Annotated in this window: 17 protein-coding genes and 5 tRNA genes; 12 read left to right on the forward strand and 10 right to left on the reverse strand. The window is 60.3% G+C overall.

Annotation, left to right across the window (positions count from 1 at the left end; all coding sequences use genetic code 11):
• Window positions 1-67 precede the first annotated feature (67 nt).
• The 5 genes from GR212_RS07755 to GR212_RS07775 form a co-directional block, all read right to left on the reverse strand.
• Window positions 68-144: transfer RNA gene (locus GR212_RS07755), tRNA-Arg, on the reverse strand.
• Window positions 145-235: 91 nt separating this feature from the next.
• Window positions 236-541 carry an ETC complex I subunit gene (locus GR212_RS07760; protein WP_163985898.1) on the reverse strand — a complete coding sequence of 102 codons (306 nt, stop codon included), beginning with the start codon at window positions 539-541 and terminating at the stop codon, window positions 236-238.
• Between the two features lie 387 nt (window positions 542-928).
• A tRNA-Pro gene (locus tag GR212_RS07765) sits at window positions 929-1,005 on the reverse strand.
• A 166-nt stretch (window positions 1,006-1,171) separates the two neighbouring features.
• The gene (locus GR212_RS07770) at window positions 1,172-1,687 is read right to left on the reverse strand and encodes a DUF192 domain-containing protein (protein ID WP_163985899.1); all 516 of its coding nucleotides are present in this window, start codon (window positions 1,685-1,687) and stop codon (window positions 1,172-1,174) included.
• Window position 1,688: 1 nt separating this feature from the next.
• The gene (locus GR212_RS07775; protein WP_015339721.1) at window positions 1,689-2,267 is read right to left on the reverse strand and encodes a cold-shock protein; all 579 of its coding nucleotides are present in this window, start codon (window positions 2,265-2,267) and stop codon (window positions 1,689-1,691) included.
• Between the two features lie 197 nt (window positions 2,268-2,464).
• Here GR212_RS07775 and GR212_RS07780 point away from each other — a divergent pair, with 197 nt between their 5' ends.
• From GR212_RS07780 to GR212_RS07800, 5 genes are all read left to right on the forward strand, one after another.
• Window positions 2,465-2,905, forward strand: a complete 441-nt coding sequence (locus tag GR212_RS07780; RefSeq protein ID WP_163985900.1) for a VOC family protein — start codon at window positions 2,465-2,467, stop codon at window positions 2,903-2,905.
• A gap of 205 nt (window positions 2,906-3,110) precedes the next feature.
• Window positions 3,111-3,911 carry a hypothetical protein gene (locus tag GR212_RS07785; RefSeq protein ID WP_163985901.1) on the forward strand — a complete coding sequence of 267 codons (801 nt, stop codon included), beginning with the start codon at window positions 3,111-3,113 and terminating at the stop codon, window positions 3,909-3,911.
• 173 nt (window positions 3,912-4,084) lie between these two features.
• A tRNA-Glu gene (locus GR212_RS07790) sits at window positions 4,085-4,159 on the forward strand.
• Between the two features lie 83 nt (window positions 4,160-4,242).
• Window positions 4,243-4,317 (forward strand) — tRNA-Glu (locus GR212_RS07795).
• 130 nt (window positions 4,318-4,447) lie between these two features.
• A tRNA-Glu gene (locus GR212_RS07800) sits at window positions 4,448-4,522 on the forward strand.
• A 59-nt stretch (window positions 4,523-4,581) separates the two neighbouring features.
• Here the strand turns inward: GR212_RS07800 and recJ are convergent.
• The 4 genes from recJ to GR212_RS07820 all read right to left on the reverse strand — a co-directional run bounded on the left by recJ (window position 4,582) and on the right by GR212_RS07820 (window position 9,709).
• The gene (gene recJ, locus GR212_RS07805; protein WP_204326315.1) at window positions 4,582-6,387 is read right to left on the reverse strand and encodes a single-stranded-DNA-specific exonuclease RecJ; all 1,806 of its coding nucleotides are present in this window, start codon (window positions 6,385-6,387) and stop codon (window positions 4,582-4,584) included.
• 53 nt (window positions 6,388-6,440) lie between these two features.
• Window positions 6,441-7,760: a homoserine dehydrogenase gene (locus GR212_RS07810; protein WP_163985902.1), complete on the reverse strand. Its 1,320-nt coding sequence runs from the start codon at window positions 7,758-7,760 to the stop codon at window positions 6,441-6,443.
• 57 nt (window positions 7,761-7,817) lie between these two features.
• A complete protein-coding gene (locus GR212_RS07815; RefSeq protein WP_163985903.1) occupies window positions 7,818-9,038 on the reverse strand; it encodes an LL-diaminopimelate aminotransferase in 1,221 nt (406 codons plus the stop codon).
• Between the two features lie 221 nt (window positions 9,039-9,259).
• Complete coding sequence (locus GR212_RS07820; protein WP_163986321.1) at window positions 9,260-9,709, reverse strand: hypothetical protein; 450 nt, start codon at window positions 9,707-9,709, stop codon at window positions 9,260-9,262.
• A gap of 159 nt (window positions 9,710-9,868) precedes the next feature.
• Here GR212_RS07820 and GR212_RS07825 point away from each other — a divergent pair, with 159 nt between their 5' ends.
• From GR212_RS07825 to GR212_RS07855, 7 genes are all read left to right on the forward strand, one after another.
• Window positions 9,869-11,716 (forward strand): PHA/PHB synthase family protein, encoded by a 1,848-nt coding sequence (locus GR212_RS07825; protein WP_163985904.1) that lies wholly within the window; start codon window positions 9,869-9,871, stop codon window positions 11,714-11,716.
• A 14-nt stretch (window positions 11,717-11,730) separates the two neighbouring features.
• On the forward strand, window positions 11,731-12,480 hold the full coding sequence (gene sfsA, locus GR212_RS07830; RefSeq protein ID WP_163985905.1) for a DNA/RNA nuclease SfsA: 750 nt from the start codon (window positions 11,731-11,733) through the stop codon (window positions 12,478-12,480).
• Window positions 12,481-12,482: 2 nt separating this feature from the next.
• Window positions 12,483-13,319, forward strand: a complete 837-nt coding sequence (map, locus tag GR212_RS07835; protein WP_047634638.1) for a type I methionyl aminopeptidase — start codon at window positions 12,483-12,485, stop codon at window positions 13,317-13,319.
• A gap of 42 nt (window positions 13,320-13,361) precedes the next feature.
• Window positions 13,362-14,180: a RadC family protein gene (radC, locus tag GR212_RS07840; protein ID WP_432444359.1), complete on the forward strand. Its 819-nt coding sequence runs from the start codon at window positions 13,362-13,364 to the stop codon at window positions 14,178-14,180.
• A 262-nt stretch (window positions 14,181-14,442) separates the two neighbouring features.
• Window positions 14,443-15,039, forward strand: coding sequence for a dual specificity protein phosphatase family protein (locus tag GR212_RS07845; RefSeq protein ID WP_163985907.1), 597 nt, complete (start codon window positions 14,443-14,445; stop codon window positions 15,037-15,039).
• A gap of 108 nt (window positions 15,040-15,147) precedes the next feature.
• Complete coding sequence (gene sthA, locus GR212_RS07850) at window positions 15,148-16,551, forward strand: Si-specific NAD(P)(+) transhydrogenase (protein WP_163985908.1); 1,404 nt, start codon at window positions 15,148-15,150, stop codon at window positions 16,549-16,551.
• Between the two features lie 231 nt (window positions 16,552-16,782).
• Window positions 16,783-17,592 carry a phytanoyl-CoA dioxygenase gene (locus tag GR212_RS07855; protein WP_163985909.1) on the forward strand — a complete coding sequence of 270 codons (810 nt, stop codon included), beginning with the start codon at window positions 16,783-16,785 and terminating at the stop codon, window positions 17,590-17,592.
• 131 nt (window positions 17,593-17,723) lie between these two features.
• Here GR212_RS07855 and tig read toward each other — a convergent pair whose 3' ends face one another.
• Window positions 17,724-19,211, reverse strand: a complete 1,488-nt coding sequence (tig, locus tag GR212_RS07860; protein WP_163985910.1) for a trigger factor — start codon at window positions 19,209-19,211, stop codon at window positions 17,724-17,726.
• Between the last annotated feature and the right edge of the window lie 64 nt (window positions 19,212-19,275).

A 19,275-nucleotide genomic window follows, 5' to 3' on the forward strand; every position in this document is an offset into this window, starting at 1 on the left:
TTCATCGCACGCTTCCACGGTCGCGAAGACAGCGAATAGCACCTGATATATTGATTATTATAGATTTTGGCGACCCCTGCAGGATTCGAACCTGCGACCACCTGCTTAGAAGGCAGGTGCTCTATCCAGCTGAGCTAAGGGGCCATATGGCCATGCCGCAAGTTGCCTCGCGGCTGCCAACACATGCCTGAAACCGCCGTCAAACTCAATGGGCGGCGTTCAATAAGTGCCTGCTTCAGTGAGTCCAGGGCTGGATGCGGTTGAAGCGGAAGTTGTCGGAATAGGACACGACCTGGCGGATAGGATCCTTCGGCAGGATGACCCGATAGTCGATATCGTTGCGCTTGGCGTAGTCTTCCGCCTGCTCCTGCGTCTCGAACGTCAGCTTGAGCTGCTGACGCGTATCGGCCGACGAGGTGTATCCCATGATCGGATCGATCTTGCGCGGAATTTCCTGATCGAATTCCAGAACCCAAATATGGGTCTTGGCCTTGCCGGATTGCATGGCGGTCTTTGCGGGACGATAAATCTTGGCAGGCATTGCTGCAGCGCCTCCGAATAAAGCGGGAGCGACCCGCCTCTTTGCTTCATTTGTCTTGCCGCGGCCCTTCAAGGCCGAGTGCATGTCAATTTTGATTAGCCGCGAATCCCTTGGTTTTCAAGCAAAAACGCGGTGGAAAATCGTGGCGGCCGATACGGCGTTCAAACTGTGCTTTGCAGAGCCTTGCTCGGAAGGCCATCGGGTGAAATTACCCCGGATTTGGCAACACGCCTGGTTTGGGAGCAGAGGCTGGGAGCGAGCAATGTTTCAACATAGCGCATTTTCTCGCCCGAACACTATTTCGGCCAGAGGCGCATCGAATCATGCGCAGAATTGCGGCTGCCGTTGTAACAGGCGATGTTTTACAGGGAGTTGAAGAGAATTAAGTGGTCGGAGTGGAGAGATTCGAACTCCCGACCCTCTGGTCCCAAACCAGATGCGCTACCAGACTGCGCTACACTCCGTACCGTCGCCATGATCACCGGAACAGCGCCTTCAGGCAACTGCATCATGTCTTGGCTCCGTACCGCTGGATACCAATCCTGCGGAACGAGTGGGGAGATACACGGTTCACCTGCCCGCTGCAACAGCTAAAATCACGGCAAGCCGGTCTTTCCCCCGGCGAAAAATCTATTTGGTGAGTTTTGCGGAAATAGTGGCGCTCGTCACCGTGTCGCCGACGGCAAGGCCAAGTTTCCTGACGATTCCGCCGTTCAGCTCGATGACATAAGCAACCGGTCCGTTGGAACTGATGATCGCTTCGGAATAAGGCACGGCCTTTTCCTGGATGTGGGTGACGACACCCTTCTGGTCCAGAAAGAGCATGTCCAGCGGCAGCTTGGTGTTCTTCATCCACATCATGACGGGCCGCGACGTGCCGAAATCGAACAGCATGCCGTGGTCGGCCGGCATCTTGTCACGATACATCAGGCCGAATTCCAGCTGCGGCGGCGTCAATGCCAGTTCCACGGTGAATTTATGGGTCTGACCTTTGGCCGATGCGATCGAAAGCGGCTCCGAATCGAAAGCCATGGCCTGCTGCCCCGCCGCTTGCGCCGCGAAGGAAGAGGACTGTGCTGCGGCTCCAACGAGAAAAAGCGCCAGAGTGGCGCTTTTCAAAACCTCGAGAAACAAATCTCTTTTCATCTTAGTGCGGCCGCGTGACCGGGCTTGGCGCATCCGGATGGATTTCCGCCGCCATCAGGCCCTTTTCGCCGGGCCCAAAGCGGACGAGCACCACCTGCCCCGGCCGCAGCTCGGCCAAACCGAAGCGGCGCAGCGTTTCCATATGGACGAAGATATCCTCGGTGCCCTCGCCGCGCGTGAGGAAGCCGAAGCCCTTCGTGCGGTTGAACCACTTGACGAGCGCCCGCTCCAGGCCGCTGGTCGCCGTCACCTGTACATGCGTGCGCACCGGCGGCATCTGCGATGGATGCACGGCGGTCGACTGATCCATGGAAAGGATCTTGAAAGCCTGATAGCCGCGCTCCCTGCGCTGGATCAGCGCAACGATGCGAGTACCCTCAAGAATCGTCTGATAGCCGTCTCGGCGCAGGCACGTCACATGCAGCAACACGTCCTGCATGCCGTTATCCGGCACAATGAAACCGAAGCCCTTGGCGACATCGAACCACTTGACGACGCCTGAGATTTCGATGAGCTCGACGGTATCGCCCGACATCTCCTCGAAGTCGACAACTCCCTTCGATGAAATTCTGTCACCCATCCTAGCCAGCCCTCGATTACGCGTCACACTGTTACGGTTAACTGATTCCCTGATATCAAGATTAACATCTTGGTAACGGAAAAGCGCAAGTCCTAGTTTTCGTTTATTCCCACCCTTAGATTATTGCTCCAAGACTTGCGCGAAGCTGGTGCTTCGATCGAAAATCCGGCCAGCTCAACATTAAGAGAGGAAATAGAATGCGTTATCTCCATACGATGGTTCGCGTCACCGATCTCGACGCCTCGTTGCATTTTTATAGCACCTTGTTCGGGCTTACCGAAACCCGCCGCTACGAAAACGAGAAAGGTCGTTTTACGCTCGTTTTCCTTGCAGCCAGCGAGGATGCCGAATCATCCCGCAGCAATGGCGCACCCAGCCTCGAACTGACCTACAACTGGGATCCGGAAGAATATAGCGGAGGACGCAATTTCGGCCACCTTGCCTATGAGGTCGACGATATCTACGCGACCTGCCAGAAACTGATGGACAACGGCATCACGATCAACCGCCCGCCGCGCGACGGTCACATGGCTTTCGTGCGTTCTCCGGACGGCATTTCCATCGAGATCCTGCAGAAGGGCGCCGATCTTCCCTCTGCCGAGCCATGGGCCTCCATGCCCAATACCGGCTCCTGGTAAGGCGCTAGCTTTCGCGAGGCTTACGGCACGCGCGGAGCCATCCGTTTCGCGCTTGCCGCCCATGCCCATCCTCCGGCATGCTTGGACGACTCGAAGCATCATGCATCGGATATTGCGCGGTCATCGTTCCCTGTCGGCGCGCGCGATATCGTCGTCCCTCGCAGGAGGCCGTTCCGATGCAAACCTTTCTTGCAGGGGACGTCCCATGTGCGATCAACAGATTTTATACGGCGGGAAGAAGCTCGCAAGCACTATTGCCATCATCGCTTCATTTGTGATGATCGCGGGCTGTGCAACGACGGGCAAAAAGCCGGCCGAGACATCCGAAGCGGTGCCCGCCGCGCAGCCGACAGCCGCCGAACAACTCGCAGCCGACATGAACAGCAAGGCCGATGCCCGGCGGCGCAAAGCCGACGGCACCTATCGCGACCCGATGGTGCACAGTGTCAACGGCACGCGCCAGCAGATGGTTGCGCAGCAGAATCAGGCGCTCTATCCGGCCCCCGCGACCGCAGCAACGCCTGCGGATGGACAGACCGGCATCGCCGGTCTGGTTACGCAACCGACGGCGGTCAACGCCAACAGGACCAGCATCTTCGCCGCTCCGCCGCCCATCGCCGTCAATCCGGACGGCACGCTTGCCAAGAACCAGCCGGACGGCACGCAGGCCATCACGCCGATGATGCGCAGCGTCTACAGCACGCCGCCCAACGCGATGCAGGCCGCCGCGCCACAAACGATGGGTGCCGTCAGCGCCCCGAATGGTCGCACGTCCGCCGATGTGCTGCCGCCACCCGTCATTCGCAATGCAACCGCACCCGCGGCGAATTCGAAGCAGCCGGTTGCGCAGGTGACATCGTCTGGAGTGATGGCCGCGCCAAACCCGAATGTCCGCGAGTTGAACGGCAGGCAGGCGGAGGCTCTGGCGCAGTTCATAGCCTCGAAGAACCAGCCTCAGAACGGCAAGCTGCTGGTGCAGCCGGTACAGGGCGCGAGCGGCCAGTAAAGGGCCCGTGTTTCCGGGGAATCTTCGATGTCGCCGGCAACGTCCTGTTAAGTCTCACTTATTCACAGCCGGCGGCAGTTTCACCCATCTGTCATTTTTTCCACAAAAAAGCAAAATTGCCGCTTGCGGGATTGAAATCACCCCGCTATAAGCGCGCCACACAACAGCTGAACGCGCCCTTCGTCTATCGGTTAGGACGACAGATTTTCATTCTGTAAAGAGGGGTTCGACTCCCCTAGGGCGTGCCACTGTTGTTCTTCTCCCCTTCGTGAAATCATCGTGCTACCGCTTGCGGACACAATAGGCTATTCCTATCTAGGTCGTGCGGCATGCGCCCTTCGTCTATCGGTTAGGACGACAGATTCTCATTCTGTAAAGAGGGGTTCGACTCCCCTAGGGCGTACCAGATCGCGACGGCTTGAGGTTTTCCACAATCGCCTCGAAAAATCTTCGTCTAGTCATGGATTTTTCTGGGATTTTTCGCGATTTTCCGCTTGCGGGAACGAAAGGTGCTGACTATAAGGGCGCCACAGCACGCGCCCTTCGTCTATCGGTTAGGACGACAGATTTTCATTCTGTAAAGAGGGGTTCGACTCCCCTAGGGCGTGCCACTGCTTCCCTCCCCGACATTGTTGATTTTGCTTTAAAAAAGCAAAGCCGTCATGAGTTTTCAGAGAGCTTTTGCTGCGTCCGTAACGCGAAGCTGCACGCGCCTGCTTCCCTGCCAATGATCGGCGCCGAGCGTGCCCGCAACATGGATCTGCGCGCCACGGGAAGACATCAACAGCTCGCCCAGGGGTGTCTCCGCCGCACGGAAGGCAATGCCATCCACACGGCCGCCATCCTGCGCCTCCAGCGTGATCTTGATATGCGACTGACCGACCAGGCGCGAATCGCGCAGCCTGTGGCTCGGCAGAGCAAAAATGGGCTGCGGATGGCCCGAACCATAGGGACCGGCCGTCTCGAGCCTGTCTATGAGTTCCACGGTCGCGCCGCTTGCGCCGAGCGCGCCATCGATCTTCAGCGTCTCGTTGGCGACCAGACCGGGCACCTGCTTCTCTGCCTTTTCGGTGAAGAAGGCACGCAGCTTTCCGAGATTGCTTCGTTCCACCGTCAGGCCTGCCGCCATGGCATGGCCGCCGCCCTTGACCAGCAGACCGGCGTCGACGGCGGCACGGACCATGCGGCCCATGTCGAAGCCATTGATGGAACGACCGGACCCCGTGCCCTTCCCCGCCGAATCGAAAGCGATGGCAAAGGCCGGGCGACGGAACTTGTCCTTGAGGCGCGAGGCTATCAGGCCGACGATTCCCGGATGCCAGTTCTCCCGCGCCGTGACGATGACGGATGCGCCGTCGCCATTGCCATATTCCGCCAGCGCCTCAGCCTCGGCCTCCTGCAGCATGGCGGCTTCCATGGCCTGCCTTTCGCGGTTGAGATCGTCGAGCTTCGCGGCGATCGTCTCGGCCTCGCCGGCATCCTCCAGCGTGAGCAGGCGCGCGCCGAGCGCGGCATCGCCGATGCGGCCACCCGCATTGATGCGCGGGCCGATCAGGAAGCCGAAATGATAGGGTGTAACCGGCCCGGCGAGCCCCGCCTTGCGAAACAGCGCCGCAAGCCCGAGATTGCCCTGGTGACGGGCAGCGATCAGCCCCTTGACCACATAGGCGCGATTTAGGCCCTTCAGCGGCACCACATCGCAAACGGTCGCCAGCGCGACGATATCAAGCCAGGCAAGCAGATCGATTGAGCGCACGCGGGAATCACCCGCTTCGCGCAACAGCCGCAAGGCGGCCACCAGAACCATGAAGACGACACCGGCGGCACAGAGATGTCCCTGCCCCGACAGATCGTCTTCGCGGTTCGGATTGACGAGGGCGTGGCATGGCGGCAATTCGTGCGCGACCTGATGGTGGTCGATGACGACGACGTCGATACCGCGCGCCTTCGCCACCTCCAGCGACTCGAAACTGGTGGAGCCGCAATCGACCGTGACGATCAGCGTCGCACCGTTGTCGATGAGCTGGCCGATGGCGGTGGGATTGGGGCCGTAGCCTTCGAAGATGCGATCGGGAATATAGATGCTGGCCGGAACACCGAAATGCGTCAGGAAGCGATAGAGCAGCGCTGTGGAGGCTGCGCCGTCGACGTCATAATCACCGAAGATCGCGACCGTCTCGCCCTTCCTGACCGCGTGCAGAAGGCGCTGTGCAGCCTTTTCGCAATCGGTCAGCAGATGCGGATCCGGCATCAGGCCGCGAATCGTCGGATCGAGAAAAGCCATGGCTTCGTCTTGCCCGACGCCGCGCCCGGCAAGCACGCGAGCAATCAGCTCCGGCAGGCCATGCGTCTGCGCAATGGCCAGCGCCCTGTTCTGCCCGGCCTGATCGAGCCTGGAAACCCAGCGATTGCCCGAGACCGAGCGCTCGACGCCCAGAAACGCCCGCTGAACTGGATCGACCGGTTGCTCCACCATCTCTCCCGGAATTTGCGGGCGGCGTCTCTGCGAGATACGCCGCCGCTGTCGGATTATTCTTTCGGCCGCTCGATGCGGATGACCTGTGGTTCGCCGACGAGATAGCCCTCGTTCTTGATGGAGGCAACCGCCTTGCGCACCGAATCCTCGGTCGTTGCATGGGTGACGAGGATAATCGTCTGGTGATCGGAAGGCGCCAGATGCTGCTTCGAGCGCTGGACGATCGATTCGAGCGAGATATGATTTTCCGCCATACGGGTCGCGACGCTTGCGAAGACGCCCGTGCGGTCGAGAACGGTCAGGCGGATGAAATAGCCGCCTTCGTGGCTCTGCATCTGCGCCTTGCGGTAGGGCTCGAGCGCCTTGGCCGGATGACCGAGCACCGGCACGCGCTGCTCGCCCGGGCGGCTCTTGGCGATATCTGCAATATCGCCCAATACGGACGAAGCAGTGGCATTGCCGCCGGCACCGGGGCCGACCATCAGCAATTCGCCGAGAATGTCGGATTCGATCGCGACCGCATTGGTGACGCCATCGACCTGGGCGATGACCGAGTCGAGCGGCACCATAGTCGGATGCACGCGCTGCTCGATGCCGGTTTCGGTGCGCTGGGCGACGCCGAGCAGCTTGATGCGGTAGCCGAGATCGGCGGCGGCGCGGATGTCCTCGATGGAGACGTTGGTGATGCCTTCGAGATAGATATCGTCGGCAGCGATGCGGTTGCCGAAAGCAAGCGTCGTCAGAATGGCGAGCTTGTGCGCGGTGTCGTTGCCCTCGATGTCGAAGGCGGGATCGGCTTCCGCGTAACCGAGCCGTTGCGCTTCCTTCAGGCAATCGGCGAAGGACAGGCCTTCCTTCTCCATCCGGGTCAGGATGTAGTTGCAGGTGCCGTTCATGATGCCGTAGACGCGCGAGATCGTATTGCCGGTCAGGGATTCGCGCAGCGCCTTGATGACCGGAATGCCACCGGCAACGGCGGCTTCGAAGTTGAGCAGCACGCCCTTCTCTTCGGCGATCTGCGCCAGCTCGACGCCGTGATAGGCAAGCAGTGCCTTGTTGGCGGTGACGACGTGCAGGCCGCGCGCAAGCGCGGCGCGCACGGCGGCATTGGCGGCACCCTCGGAACCGCCGATCAGTTCAACGAAAACGTCGATATCGGCCTTCTGCGCCAGATCGACCGGACCGCCGAACCACTCGATGCCTGTCAGATCGATGCCGCGATCCCGCGTGCGATCGCGCGCGGTGACGGCGACGATCTTGACGGGACGACCGCAGGTAACGGCAAGCTCGTTAGCGCGGCTCTGGATGATGCGGACGAGCGAGGCACCAACGGTACCCAAGCCCGCAATGCCGATTTTGAGGGCATCTGCCATGGAAAATTCCTGATCAGTATGGGAAGCGGCAGCCGCAAAAGCGGCTGCCGCACAATATTACGAACGGTGAGCGTTCAGCGAAATGACATTATGCATCGTCTCATCCGCGGTGGAGAGGAAGCGCTTGAGATTGCGCGCCGCCTGGCGGATGCGATGTTCGTTCTCGACAAGCGCGATACGGACGTAATCGTCACCCTGCTCGCCGAAGCCGATGCCGGGCGCAACGGCGATATCGGCCTTCTCGACCAGAAGCTTGGAGAACTCCAGCGAGCCGAGATGACGGAACTTTTCCGGGATCTTCGCCCAGGCGAACATCGTCGCGGCCGGCGGCGGCACGTCGAATCCGGCCTTGCCAAAGCTGTCGACCAGAACGTCGCGGCGGCGCTTGTAGATGCTGCGCACTTCGGCGATGTCGGAACCGTCGCCATTCAGCGCGTGGGTCGCGGCCACTTGGATCGGCGTGAAGGCGCCGTAATCGAGGTAGGACTTCACGCGCGTCAGGGCTGCAATCAGCCGTTCGTTGCCGACGGCAAAGCCCATGCGCCAGCCGGGCATGGAGAAGGTCTTCGACATCGAGGTGAACTCGACGGTCACATCCATCGCACCCGGAACTTCCAGCACCGACGGCGGCGGCGCGTCGTCGAAGTAGATTTCCGAATAGGCGAGATCCGACAGCACGATGATGTCGTGCTTCTTGGCGAAAGCGATGACTTCCTTGTAGAAATCCAGCGTCGCCACATAGGCCGTCGGGTTCGACGGATAGTTGAGAATCAGCGCCAGCGGCTTCGGGATCGAATGGCGCACGGCCCGCTCCAGCGGCGGGAAGAAGCTGTCGTCCGGCTCGACCGACATCGAGCGGATGACGCCGCCGGCCATCAGGAAGCCGAAGGCATGGATCGGATAGGTCGGGTTCGGGCAGAGAATGACGTCGCCGGGAGCCGTGATGGCCTGCGCCATGTTGGCGAAGCCCTCCTTGGAGCCGAGGGTGGCGACCACCTGCGTATCGGGATTGAGCTTCACGCCAAAACGGCGCGCGTAGTAGGCGGCCTGGGCACGGCGGAGGCCCGGAATGCCCTTGGAGGAGGAATAGCGGTGCGTGCGCGGGTCCTGAACCACTTCGCACAGCTTGTCGACGATCGCCTTCGGGGTCGGAAGATCGGGATTACCCATGCCGAGGTCGATAATGTCCGCCCCGCCCGCTCGCGCGCTCGCTTTCAAACGATTGACCTGTTCGAAAACGTAGGGCGGCAAACGCCGGACTTTATGAAACTCTTCCATTTCTTTCCCCATGGGACAGCGGCCCTCAAAACCGCGCTGAAGTTCGTTGATCTCCCGGCCAGCCGCGATACGAACTTGGACTCGCGGCGCCGCAACCATGCTGACTCGAAAGATAAGGTGAATCTTGGGCGATCATGCACGCAAAGTACAATTCGCCGGGCAGATACATCCAAATTCGGCCTATCCGAACGCTTTGCGTCCAAATCGCCTGAAACGCAAGGCTAATTCTGCGCCGGGGCGGGCTGGACGCCCTGCTGCTGGATTTCCTGCAGCGTATCCTGGCCATGGTCGGCCGCCAGCTTGCGCATCTCGGCGACGCGCTTCTGGTACTCGGCCTCCGAGATCGTGCCGGCCTTGCGCTGCGAGCCGAGCGCCGTCAGCTGCTTGACCATGTCGCCGGCCTGCTGATCGTTGATCTGCACGTTTGCAGCTGTCGGCGGCGCGTTGAAGGAAGGGTAGCCGTCCTTGTAATGCTGCTGCGTGCTGGTTTCATCGACCTGGCTACCCTTCGCGGGTTTTACGATCACGGCCTGCGGCGGCTGCTTGCGCTTGGCGTATGCCGCCTTTTCCTCAGGCGTCGAACAACCCGCGAGCGTCAACGCGAGAATCCCGCACATTGCACCGCAGAGTACGGAATACCGGTTCAGTCTTGCCACCATGCCGCCGCCCATAATTGTCGTCCTGCCCAATTCCTTGCCTTGGGTTGCGACTGTTAAATTTGTCGCAGCGTCAAAGCAAGAGCAGGGTTGCGTTTCATTCGACTTGTATTCCTTTTCCCGCAAGATGTACAAATGGAAAACAAGACATAGCTGCCGCCGGGAGGATGATGCGTGACCGACAGCAAGCGGGATAACAATGAAGGTAATGGCGGATTTCCCGGCTTCGACCCGAAGTCAGTCGAGCCTTACATCGTCAGGGATCCCGAAGCGATGGCCGTCAACTTTGCCCGCGCGCTGGAAAATCTCGGCAAGGCGGCCTCCGCATGGCTTGCGCCGCGCGAGCGCGGCGAGAAGATAGATACGGTTGCCGATCCTTTCGCCGACATGATCAAGACGCTTTCCAAGGTCGGTGAATACTGGCTTTCCGATCCTCGCCGGACCCTCGAGGCGCAGACCCACCTTCTCGCGGGCTATTTCAGCCTGTGGACGAAGACCATGCAGCGCCTCGGCGGCGATTCGTCGGCCGAAGCCGAAGTCGAGCCGGTCAAGGATAAGCGTTTTGCCGATGAAGACTGGCAGAAGAACCCCTTCTTCGATTTCCTGAAACAGACCTATCTCCTGACGGCCGGCTGGGCGGAAAAGCTGGTCGGCAATGCCGAGGGGCTGGACGAACACACCCGTCACAAGGCGGCGTTCTACACCAAGCAGATCACCGCGGCGTTTTCGCCGACCAATTTCGTCGCGACGAATCCGCAGGTCTATCGCGAAACCATCGCCTCGAATGGCGAAAATCTGGTGCGCGGCATGAAGATGCTGGCGGAGGATATTAGCTTCGGTCACGGCGAACTGCGCCTGCGGCAGACGGATATGACGAAATTCGCCGTTGGCCGCGACATGGCGCTGACCCCCGGCAAGGTGATCGCGCAAAGCGAAGTCTGCCAGATTATCCAGTATGAGCCGGCAACGGACAAGGTGCTGAAGCGGCCGCTGCTGATCTGCCCGCCCTGGATCAACAAATTCTACATTCTCGATCTCAACCCGCAGAAATCCTTCATAAAATGGTGCGTGGAGCAGGGCCACACCGTCTTCGTCATTTCCTGGGTAAACCCCGATCAGCGTCATGCGGCGAAAGACTGGACCTCCTATGCGCGCGAAGGCATCGACTTCGCTCTGGAGACGGTCGAAAAGGCGACCGGAGAACAGGAAGTCAATGCGGTGGGATATTGCGTCGGCGGCACGCTGCTGGCGGCCACGCTTGCGCTCCACGCCAAGGAAAAGAACAAGCGCATCCGCACCGTGACCTTCCTGACGACGCAGGTGGATTTCACCTTCGCCGGCGATCTCAAGGTTTTCGTGGACGAGGAGCAAATTTCAGCGCTCGAAGAGCAGATGAATACCATCGGCTATCTCGAAGGCTCGAAGATGGCGACGGCCTTCAACATGCTGCGCGCCTCCGAATTGATCTGGCCCTATTTCGTCAACAACTACCTGAAAGGCCAGGAACCCCTGCCCTTCGACCTTCTGTTCTGGAATGCCGACTCCACGCGCATGGCGGCTGCCAACCACTCCTTCTACCTGCGCAACTGCTACCTCAACAACGCGTTGAGCCAGGGCAAGATGGTGCTCGACGGCAAGACGCTGTCGCTGAAGGATGTGCGCATTCCGGTCTATAATCTCGCGACCCGCGAGGATCATATCGCTCCGGCCAAGTCGGTCTTCATCGGCAGCCAGTGCTTCGGCGGCCCCGTGGAATTCGTCGTGACGGGCTCCGGCCACATCGCCGGCGTGGTCAACCCGCCGGACAAGCACAAATACCAGTTCTGGAGCGGCGGCCCGACGGATGGCGGCTATGAAAACTGGTTGGCGCAGGCAAACGAGACGCCTGGCTCGTGGTGGCCGCATTGGCAGGCCTGGATTCTGACGCAAGATCACCGCATGACCGCAGCGCGCCAACCGGGCGGCAAGGCCCTCAACGCGCTTGAGGAGGCACCCGGCAGCTTCGTCATGGAACGGGCCTAGACGATCGTAACGCCATGCTCTTCAATTCGCCTCTCGTCCCAGCCCGCCTGATCGCGCGTTACAAGCGTTTCCTCTTCGATGCCGAGCTGGGGGACGGAACGTTCATCACCGGCTCATGCCCGAATACCGGATCGATGCTCGGGCTGACGGCGCCGGGCTCGCGCATCTGGCTCTCCGAGCATGAGGGTGGCAAGCGAAAATACCGGCACGTCTTCGAACTGATCGAAGCGGACGGCACGACCGTCGGGGTCAACACCGGCATGCCGAACCGCGTTGCGGCGGAAGCGATCGCGCTCGGACAGGTGTCCGATCTCGGCGACTACACGACGGTACGGCGCGAGCAAAACTACGGCCGCAATTCCCGCATCGATCTGCTCTTGACAGACCCTTTGCGGACAACCACCTATGTCGAGGTGAAGAACGTCCATTTCATGCGGCAGCCGGGCCTTGCCGAATTTCCCGATACCGCGACGGCCCGCGGCGCCAAGCATCTCGAAGAGCTTGGCGATATGGCAGAGGCCGGTTATCGTGCCGTCATGCTGTTCGTGATCCAGCGCAACGATTGCGATCGCTTCCGCATTTGCGGCGATCTCGATCCGGTCTATGCCAGGGCCTACGATCGGGCTTTGGCGCGCGGCGTCGAAGTATATGCGCTGAAATGCAGGGTTTCACCGACGGAAATCGCCCCTGCCGGGTTGATCCCGATAGACGAACCCGGCATAGCTGCATTACATACCAGTATAAAGATTTCTGCTGAAGGCTAGTCATGGTGAATTACATCGAAGCGGCAACCGCGCCGGCGAAGAATACGGGCGCTATCCGCATCTACGGCGAGGATGCCTTTGCCGGAATGCGCAAGGCTTGCCAGTTGACCGCCCGCTGCCTCGACGAACTGGCCGCGATCGTCGAGCCGGGTGTGCCGACCGATGTCATCGACCGCTTCGTTTTCGAATTCGGCATGGATCACGGCGCCTATCCGGCGACGCTGAACTATCGCGGCTACATGAAATCCTCCTGCACCTCGATCAATCATGTCGTCTGCCACGGCATTCCCAACGACAAGCCGCTGCGCGAGGGCGATATCGTCAATATCGACGTGACCTATGTGCTCGATGGCTGGCACGGCGATTCCAGCCGCATGTACCCAGTCGGTGAAATCAAGCGGTCGGCCGAGCGGCTTCTCGAAGTCACCTATGAATCGCTGATGCGCGGCATCGCCGCCGTGCGTCCCGGCGCCCGCACCGGCGCCATCGGCGAAGCCATCCAGACCTATGCCGAGGGCGAACGCTGCTCGGTCGTGCGTGACTTCTGCGGCCACGGCGTCGGCAGCCTGTTCCACGACTCGCCCAATATCCTGCACTACGGCCGCGTCAATGACGGCCCGGAACTGCGCGAAGGCATGATCTTCACCATCGAGCCGATGATCAATCTCGGCAAGCCGCATGTGAAGGTGCTCGGCGACGGCTGGACCGCCGTTACCCGCGACCGGTCGCTCTCGGCGCAGTACGAGCATACGGTCGGCGTCACCGCGACGGGCTGCGAGATCTTCACCCTGTCGCCCGGCGGCCTCGACCGCCCAGGCCTGCCGCCGCTGCAGGGATAATTCATGGCGAAACGTCCCGCTTCCTCCAACGGACATGGCGACATGCCCCTCGATAGAGGCGGGAAGGCGGAGACTTTTGAAGAAGCTCCGTTACTGGACGAACGGCTTTTCTTCGCACCACAGGCTGCCAGGCCTGCCTCACAGGCCGGCAAATCCGCGTCAGCGGCCCGACCCGCCCCCACGAACGCCGAAGCGCATTATCACGGTCATCGCGAACGTTTGCGCAATCGCTACCGCGACGGCGGCGATGCGGCGCTGGCCGATTATGAAATTCTCGAGCTGCTGCTTTTCCGGCTCATTCCGCGTCGCGACACGAAGCCGATCGCCAAGGCACTGCTTGCCCGCTTCGGCTCGCTCGGCGGCGTGTTCGGCGCTCCCGTCGGTCTCCTGACCGAGGTCGGTGGCGTGGGCGATGCGGTCGCGCTCGACCTCAAGCTGGTCGCCAGCGTCGCGCAACGCATGCTGAAGAGCGAATTGACGGGCAAGCCGGTGCTCTCCTCCTGGAAATCGCTCATCGACTATTGTCATGCCGCCATGGCGCATGAAGCACGCGAGCAATTCCGCCTGCTGTTTCTCGACAAACGCAACGCACTGATCGCGGATGAAGTGCAAGGCTTCGGCACGGTGGATCATACGCCGGTCTACCCGCGCGAAGTCGTCAAGCGCGCGCTGGAACTGTCAGCCTCCGCGGTGATTCTCGTCCACAACCACCCGTCGGGGGATCCGACCCCGTCTCGCGCCGATATAGACATGACCAAGACGATCATCGATACCGCCAAGCCTTTGGGCATCACGGTTCACGATCATGTTATCATCGGCAAGAACGGCCATGTCAGCTTCCGCGCTTTGCGGCTGATTTGAAATTGTCGCGCCTGCGATAATCCTTCTTCTTAATTTTTCCTCACATCCAATTGAGTTAAAATAATTATCCAATTCGACCTGCTTCAGAAATCTCCGAAGCAGCTCCCAAACTCGCCCCTTCAAGCTCCCCTTTCCGCTTTCAGCTCAGCGTCAGAATGATCTGGCAGAAGGATCGCCGCGTTCCGGTCGGCAAATCCGTCGGCGGAAGTCCTTGTTTTGATTTGGCCAATCCGCCTGTGCGGCCGGCCTTCATGGAGCTTGCATGCTGAAGATATCGCCGACGTCCGCCCGCCGCCTTCGCCGTGCCGGCCGTGGAGCATTGATCGCTCTGGGCGCCTTCGTCGCTATCGCTGGCGGCTTCTATGCTCACATGCTCTGGACCACGAACTTCCATCCGGTCATTGCGGGTGAGCTTTATCGCTCATCGCAGCCGTCGGCCGCGACGATAGCGGCCTTCCAGAAGCAATATGGCATCAAGACCATCATCAACCTGCGCGGCGACAATAGCGGCCGTCACTGGTACGACAAGGAAATCGCCGAGGCGAAAGAGCTCAATATCAACCACATCGATTTCCGCATGTCTTCCAACCGCGAGCTGACGCAGGAACAAGCCGCACAGCTCGTCGAGATCATGCGGGATGCGCCCAAGCCGATTCTCATTCATTGCCAGGCCGGCGCGGACCGCACTGGTCTTGCCTCCGCGCTGTATCTTGCCGCCATTGCCAAGGCGAACGAGACGACGGCGGAGAACCAGATGTCGATCTATTACGGCCATCTTCCGCTGTCCTTCACCCGCGCCTATGCCATGGACAGGACTTTCGAGAAGCTCGAACCCTGGCTTGGCCTCTCTGCCTCCTGATCTGCGGGCACTTCCTGTTAGATAATCTGTAACATTGAGCAGCTACCGGTTGACGGAGGATGTTGCATTGCGACATTGATTCCCTGTTCAGTCATCCGAGGCTTCCTGATGGACCAATTCGATCTCCTAGTCGTGGGTAGCGGCCCTGCCGGCCGCAGAGGCGCTATCCAGGCCGCCAAACTCGGCAAGAAGGTGCTCGTCATCGAGCAAGGCAAACGCGTCGGCGGCGTCTCGGTCCACACCGGCACCATTCCTTCCAAGACGCTGCGCGAAACCGCACTCAATCTTTCCGGCTGGCGTGAACGCGGCTTCTATGGCCGCGCCTATCGCGTCAAGCAGGAGATCAGCGCGGACGACCTGCGTCGTCGCCTGCTGATTACCCTGGACCACGAAGTCGAGGTGCTCGAACATCAGTTTGCCCGCAATCGCGTCCAGCACATACGGGGCAAGGCGAGCTTCGTCGATCCGCAGACCATGCAGGTCGTCAAGGATGACGGCGAGGTCGTCACCGTCTCCGCCGCCAGCATCCTCCTGGCCGTCGGCACGAAACCCTTTCGACCGGACTACATGCCCTTCGACAGCAAGACGGTGCTCGATAGCGATGAACTGCTCGATATAGAGCAGCTGCCGCGCTCGATGGTGGTCATCGGCGCCGGCGTCATCGGGATCGAGTATGCGACCATCTTCAGCGCCCTCGATACGCAGGTGACGCTGATCGATCCGAAATCGACCATGCTCGATTTCATCGACAAGGAAATCGTCGAGGATTTCATCTACCAGCTGCGCGATCGCAACATGAAGCTCCTGCTCGGCCAGAAGGCGGAGAAAGTGGAGCGGCAGAACGGCAAGGTCGAACTGACCCTCGACAACGGCCGCCGCATCACCACCGACATGGTTCTCTTCGCCGCCGGCCGCATGGGAGCGACCGATACGCTCAATCTCGCTGCAGCCGGCCTCGAGGCCGACAATCGCGGTCGCCTCAGCGTCAATCCGGAAACTTTTGCGACAAAGGTGCCGCATATTTTCGCCGCAGGCGATGTCGTCGGCTTTCCGAGCCTTGCCTCCACCTCGATGGAACAGGGCCGTATCGCGGCGCGCGTCGCCGTCGGCGCGATTGCCAAGGAGCCGCCGAAATACTTCCCCTACGGCATCTATGCCGTGCCGGAAATCTCCACCTGCGGCCTCTCCGAAGAAGAGGTCAAGGAGCGGCATATCCCCTACGAATGCGGCATAGCGCGTTTCCGCGAGACCTCGCGCGGCCATATCATGGGCCTCGACACCGGCCTGCTGAAGATGATCTTCTCGCTGAAGACGCGCCGCCTCCTCGGCGTCCACATCGTCGGCGAAGGCGCAACCGAGCTGGTGCATATCGGCCAGGCCGTGCTGAACCTCAAGGGCACCGTCGAATATTTCGTCGAGAACACCTTCAACTATCCGACGCTCGCCGAAGCCTACAAGATAGCCGGCCTCGATGCGTGGAACCGCATGGGCGATATCAAGTCGGAGCTTTAGATTCGGGCAATATTGACGATGCCGGCAGGGCTTACTACTCTGTCGGCATGATGAGCATTCTCAACATCGCTTCGGTCTTCTTCATAAGCCGCTGATCCCCAAGGCTTCCAGCCAAATGAAGACGAGACCGCCTGAGCGGCCATAGGGCCGTCGGCTGGTCTGTGCCGAAACAGCCGTAATGCCCACGCAGAAATGGGCGAGAGACGGCGCGACGATTGGGAAAGATTTCACATGCTATCCCAGCAACAGTATCCGGCTGCGCTTTCCAGCGCTCAGCTGAACGACTTCATCGAACATGGTTTCGTACGCATCGACGGCGCGTTTTCAGCGAAACTCGCCGAAAAGGCGCGCGCCATCATGTGGCGCGATCTTCCATGCAATGAGCATGATCCAGCAAGTTGGACGCTTCCGGTCATCAGGCTGCCAGGCTATGGAGGTGAGCCGTTCCGTACTATCGCCAACATGCCCATTCTCCATACCGCCTTCGATCAATTGGTCGGCCGCGGAAGATGGCTGCCGCGAGACGGCCTCGGCACATTCCCCGTGCGCTTTCCGCACCCTGATGATCCGGGCGATGCCGGCTGGCATGTCGATCTCAGCTTCCCCGGCGACGATTGCGATCCGAACGAGCAAACGGATTTCTCAGCGTGGCGCGTGAATATCACCTCACGAGGGCGCGCGCTGCTGACGCTGTTTCTGTTTTCCGATATCGGTGAGGATGATGCGCCGACCCGTATTCGCGTCGGTTCCCACATGGACATGGCGCGCTATCTCGAGCCGGCGGGAGAGCTAGGGCACTCGCGCATGATGCTCGAGCATATGGGAGCTTATCGCCCTCAAGCCCTCGCGACGGGAACAGCAGGAACTGTCTATATCTGCCATCCCTTCCTCATTCACGCCGCCCAGAAACATCAAGGCAGCACGCCGCGCTTCATGGCACAGCCGTCGATCGGACTTGCTGAGCCCTATCGATTGGAGCGACCAGATAATGCCTATAGTTCGGTGGAAATCGCCATCCGCCGTGCATTGGGTAGGGAATAGTCCATCGAGCCGATAGGAGGCGGTCCCTCACTCCAGCCCTCTCCCCGCTTGCTGGGAGAGGCAGTCGTTGCACAACAAAAAAGCCCCGCCGCGAACGGCAGGGCTTCATTTCGGTCCGGAAGAAAATCCGATTACTCGGCGCTGTCTTCAGCAGCCTTCTTCTTCGGAGCGGCTTTCTTCTTCGGAGCGGCGGCTTCTTCGCCTTCGGCGGCAGCTTCCGTTGCTTCAGCCTTGGCAGCCTTCTTCTTCGGAGCAGCCTTCTTGGCAGCCGGCTTGTCTTCTTCTTCGTCGTCTGCGAGCAGCGCTTCCTTGGAAACGGTCTTGTCCGTAACGTCGACTTCGGTCAGCAGATGGTCGATGACCTTTTCTTCGAAGATCGGCGCGCGCAGGTTAGCGGAAGCGCCCGGCGTCTTGCGGAAGAATTCCAGGATTTCCTTTTCCTGGCCCGGGAACTGCTGGAGCTGAGCGTAAAGAGCGCGCTGCAGTTCGTCTTCGCTGACTTCGACGCCGGCCTTTTCGCCGATTTCGGAGAGAACGAGGCCGAGGCGAACGCGACGCTCGGCGAGCTTGCGGTATTCTTCGCGAGCCTTCTCCTCGGTGGTGTCTTCGTCTTCGAAGGTCTTGCCCGATTCGCTGAGATCGGTTTCGATCTGGCGCCAGATGCTGGCGAATTCAGCTTCGACGAGCTTCTGCGGCGTGTCAAACTGATACATTTCGTCAAGCTGGTCGAGGATCTGACGCTTGACCTTCTGGCGGGTGACCGAGCCGTACTGGCTTTCGATCTGGCCGCGAACGATTTCCTTCAGGCGGTCGGCGGATTCGATGCCGAGCTTGGAAGCGAGTTCGTCGTTGATCTCGACTTCGCCCGGAGCGGCAACTTCCTTGACGTTGATGTCGAAGGTGGCTTCCTTGCCGGCAAGGTTCTTGGCCGGGTAGTCCGCCGGGAAGGTTACGGTGATGACCTTCTCATCGCCAGCCTTGAGGCCGACGAGCTGCTCTTCGAAGCCCGGGATGAAGCGGTTGGAGCCGAGAACGAGCTGAGCGTCCTCGTCCTTGCCGCCGTCGAAGGCTTCGCCGTCGACCTTGCCGAGGTAGTCGATGGTGACGCGGTCGCCATCGGCAGCCTTGCCCTTCTTGGCTTCGTAGCTGCGGGCGCTTTCGGCGATCTTGAGGATCTGCTCGTTGACTTCGTCTTCGCTGATTTCAGCGACTTCGCGGGTCACCTTGATGCCGTTGACCGGCTTCAGCTCGATGGCCGGGATGACTTCGTAGGACAGGGTGAATTCGAAATCGGCCTGGGCGGAGAGGATCTTTTCAGCCTCGTCCTGGTCTTCGGTCATGGCGATTTCAGGCTGCGTTGCCGACTTTTCGCCGCGCTCGGTGAGGATCGCCGGCGGCTGGTCGCGCACGATTTCGTTGACCAGATCGGCCATGATCGACTTGCCGTAGACCTTCTTCAGGTGCGAGACCGGAACCTTGCCCGGACGGAAGCCGTTGATGCGGACCTTGTCCTTGACCTCGGCCAGGCGCTCGTTCATGCGCACTTCCATGTCCTTGGCCGGGATGACCACCTTGATTTCGCGCTTCAGCCCTTCAGCGAGCGTTTCGATAACCTGCATTGTCCTACCTTCATTCATGGCGGCCGTGCCCAGACAGCCGTTCGTTTCGATGAGCACGACGCCG

It is taken from the genome of Martinezella lusitana (genome assembly GCF_010668395.1).
Taxonomy (GTDB): domain Bacteria; phylum Pseudomonadota; class Alphaproteobacteria; order Rhizobiales; family Rhizobiaceae; genus Rhizobium; species Rhizobium lusitanum_A.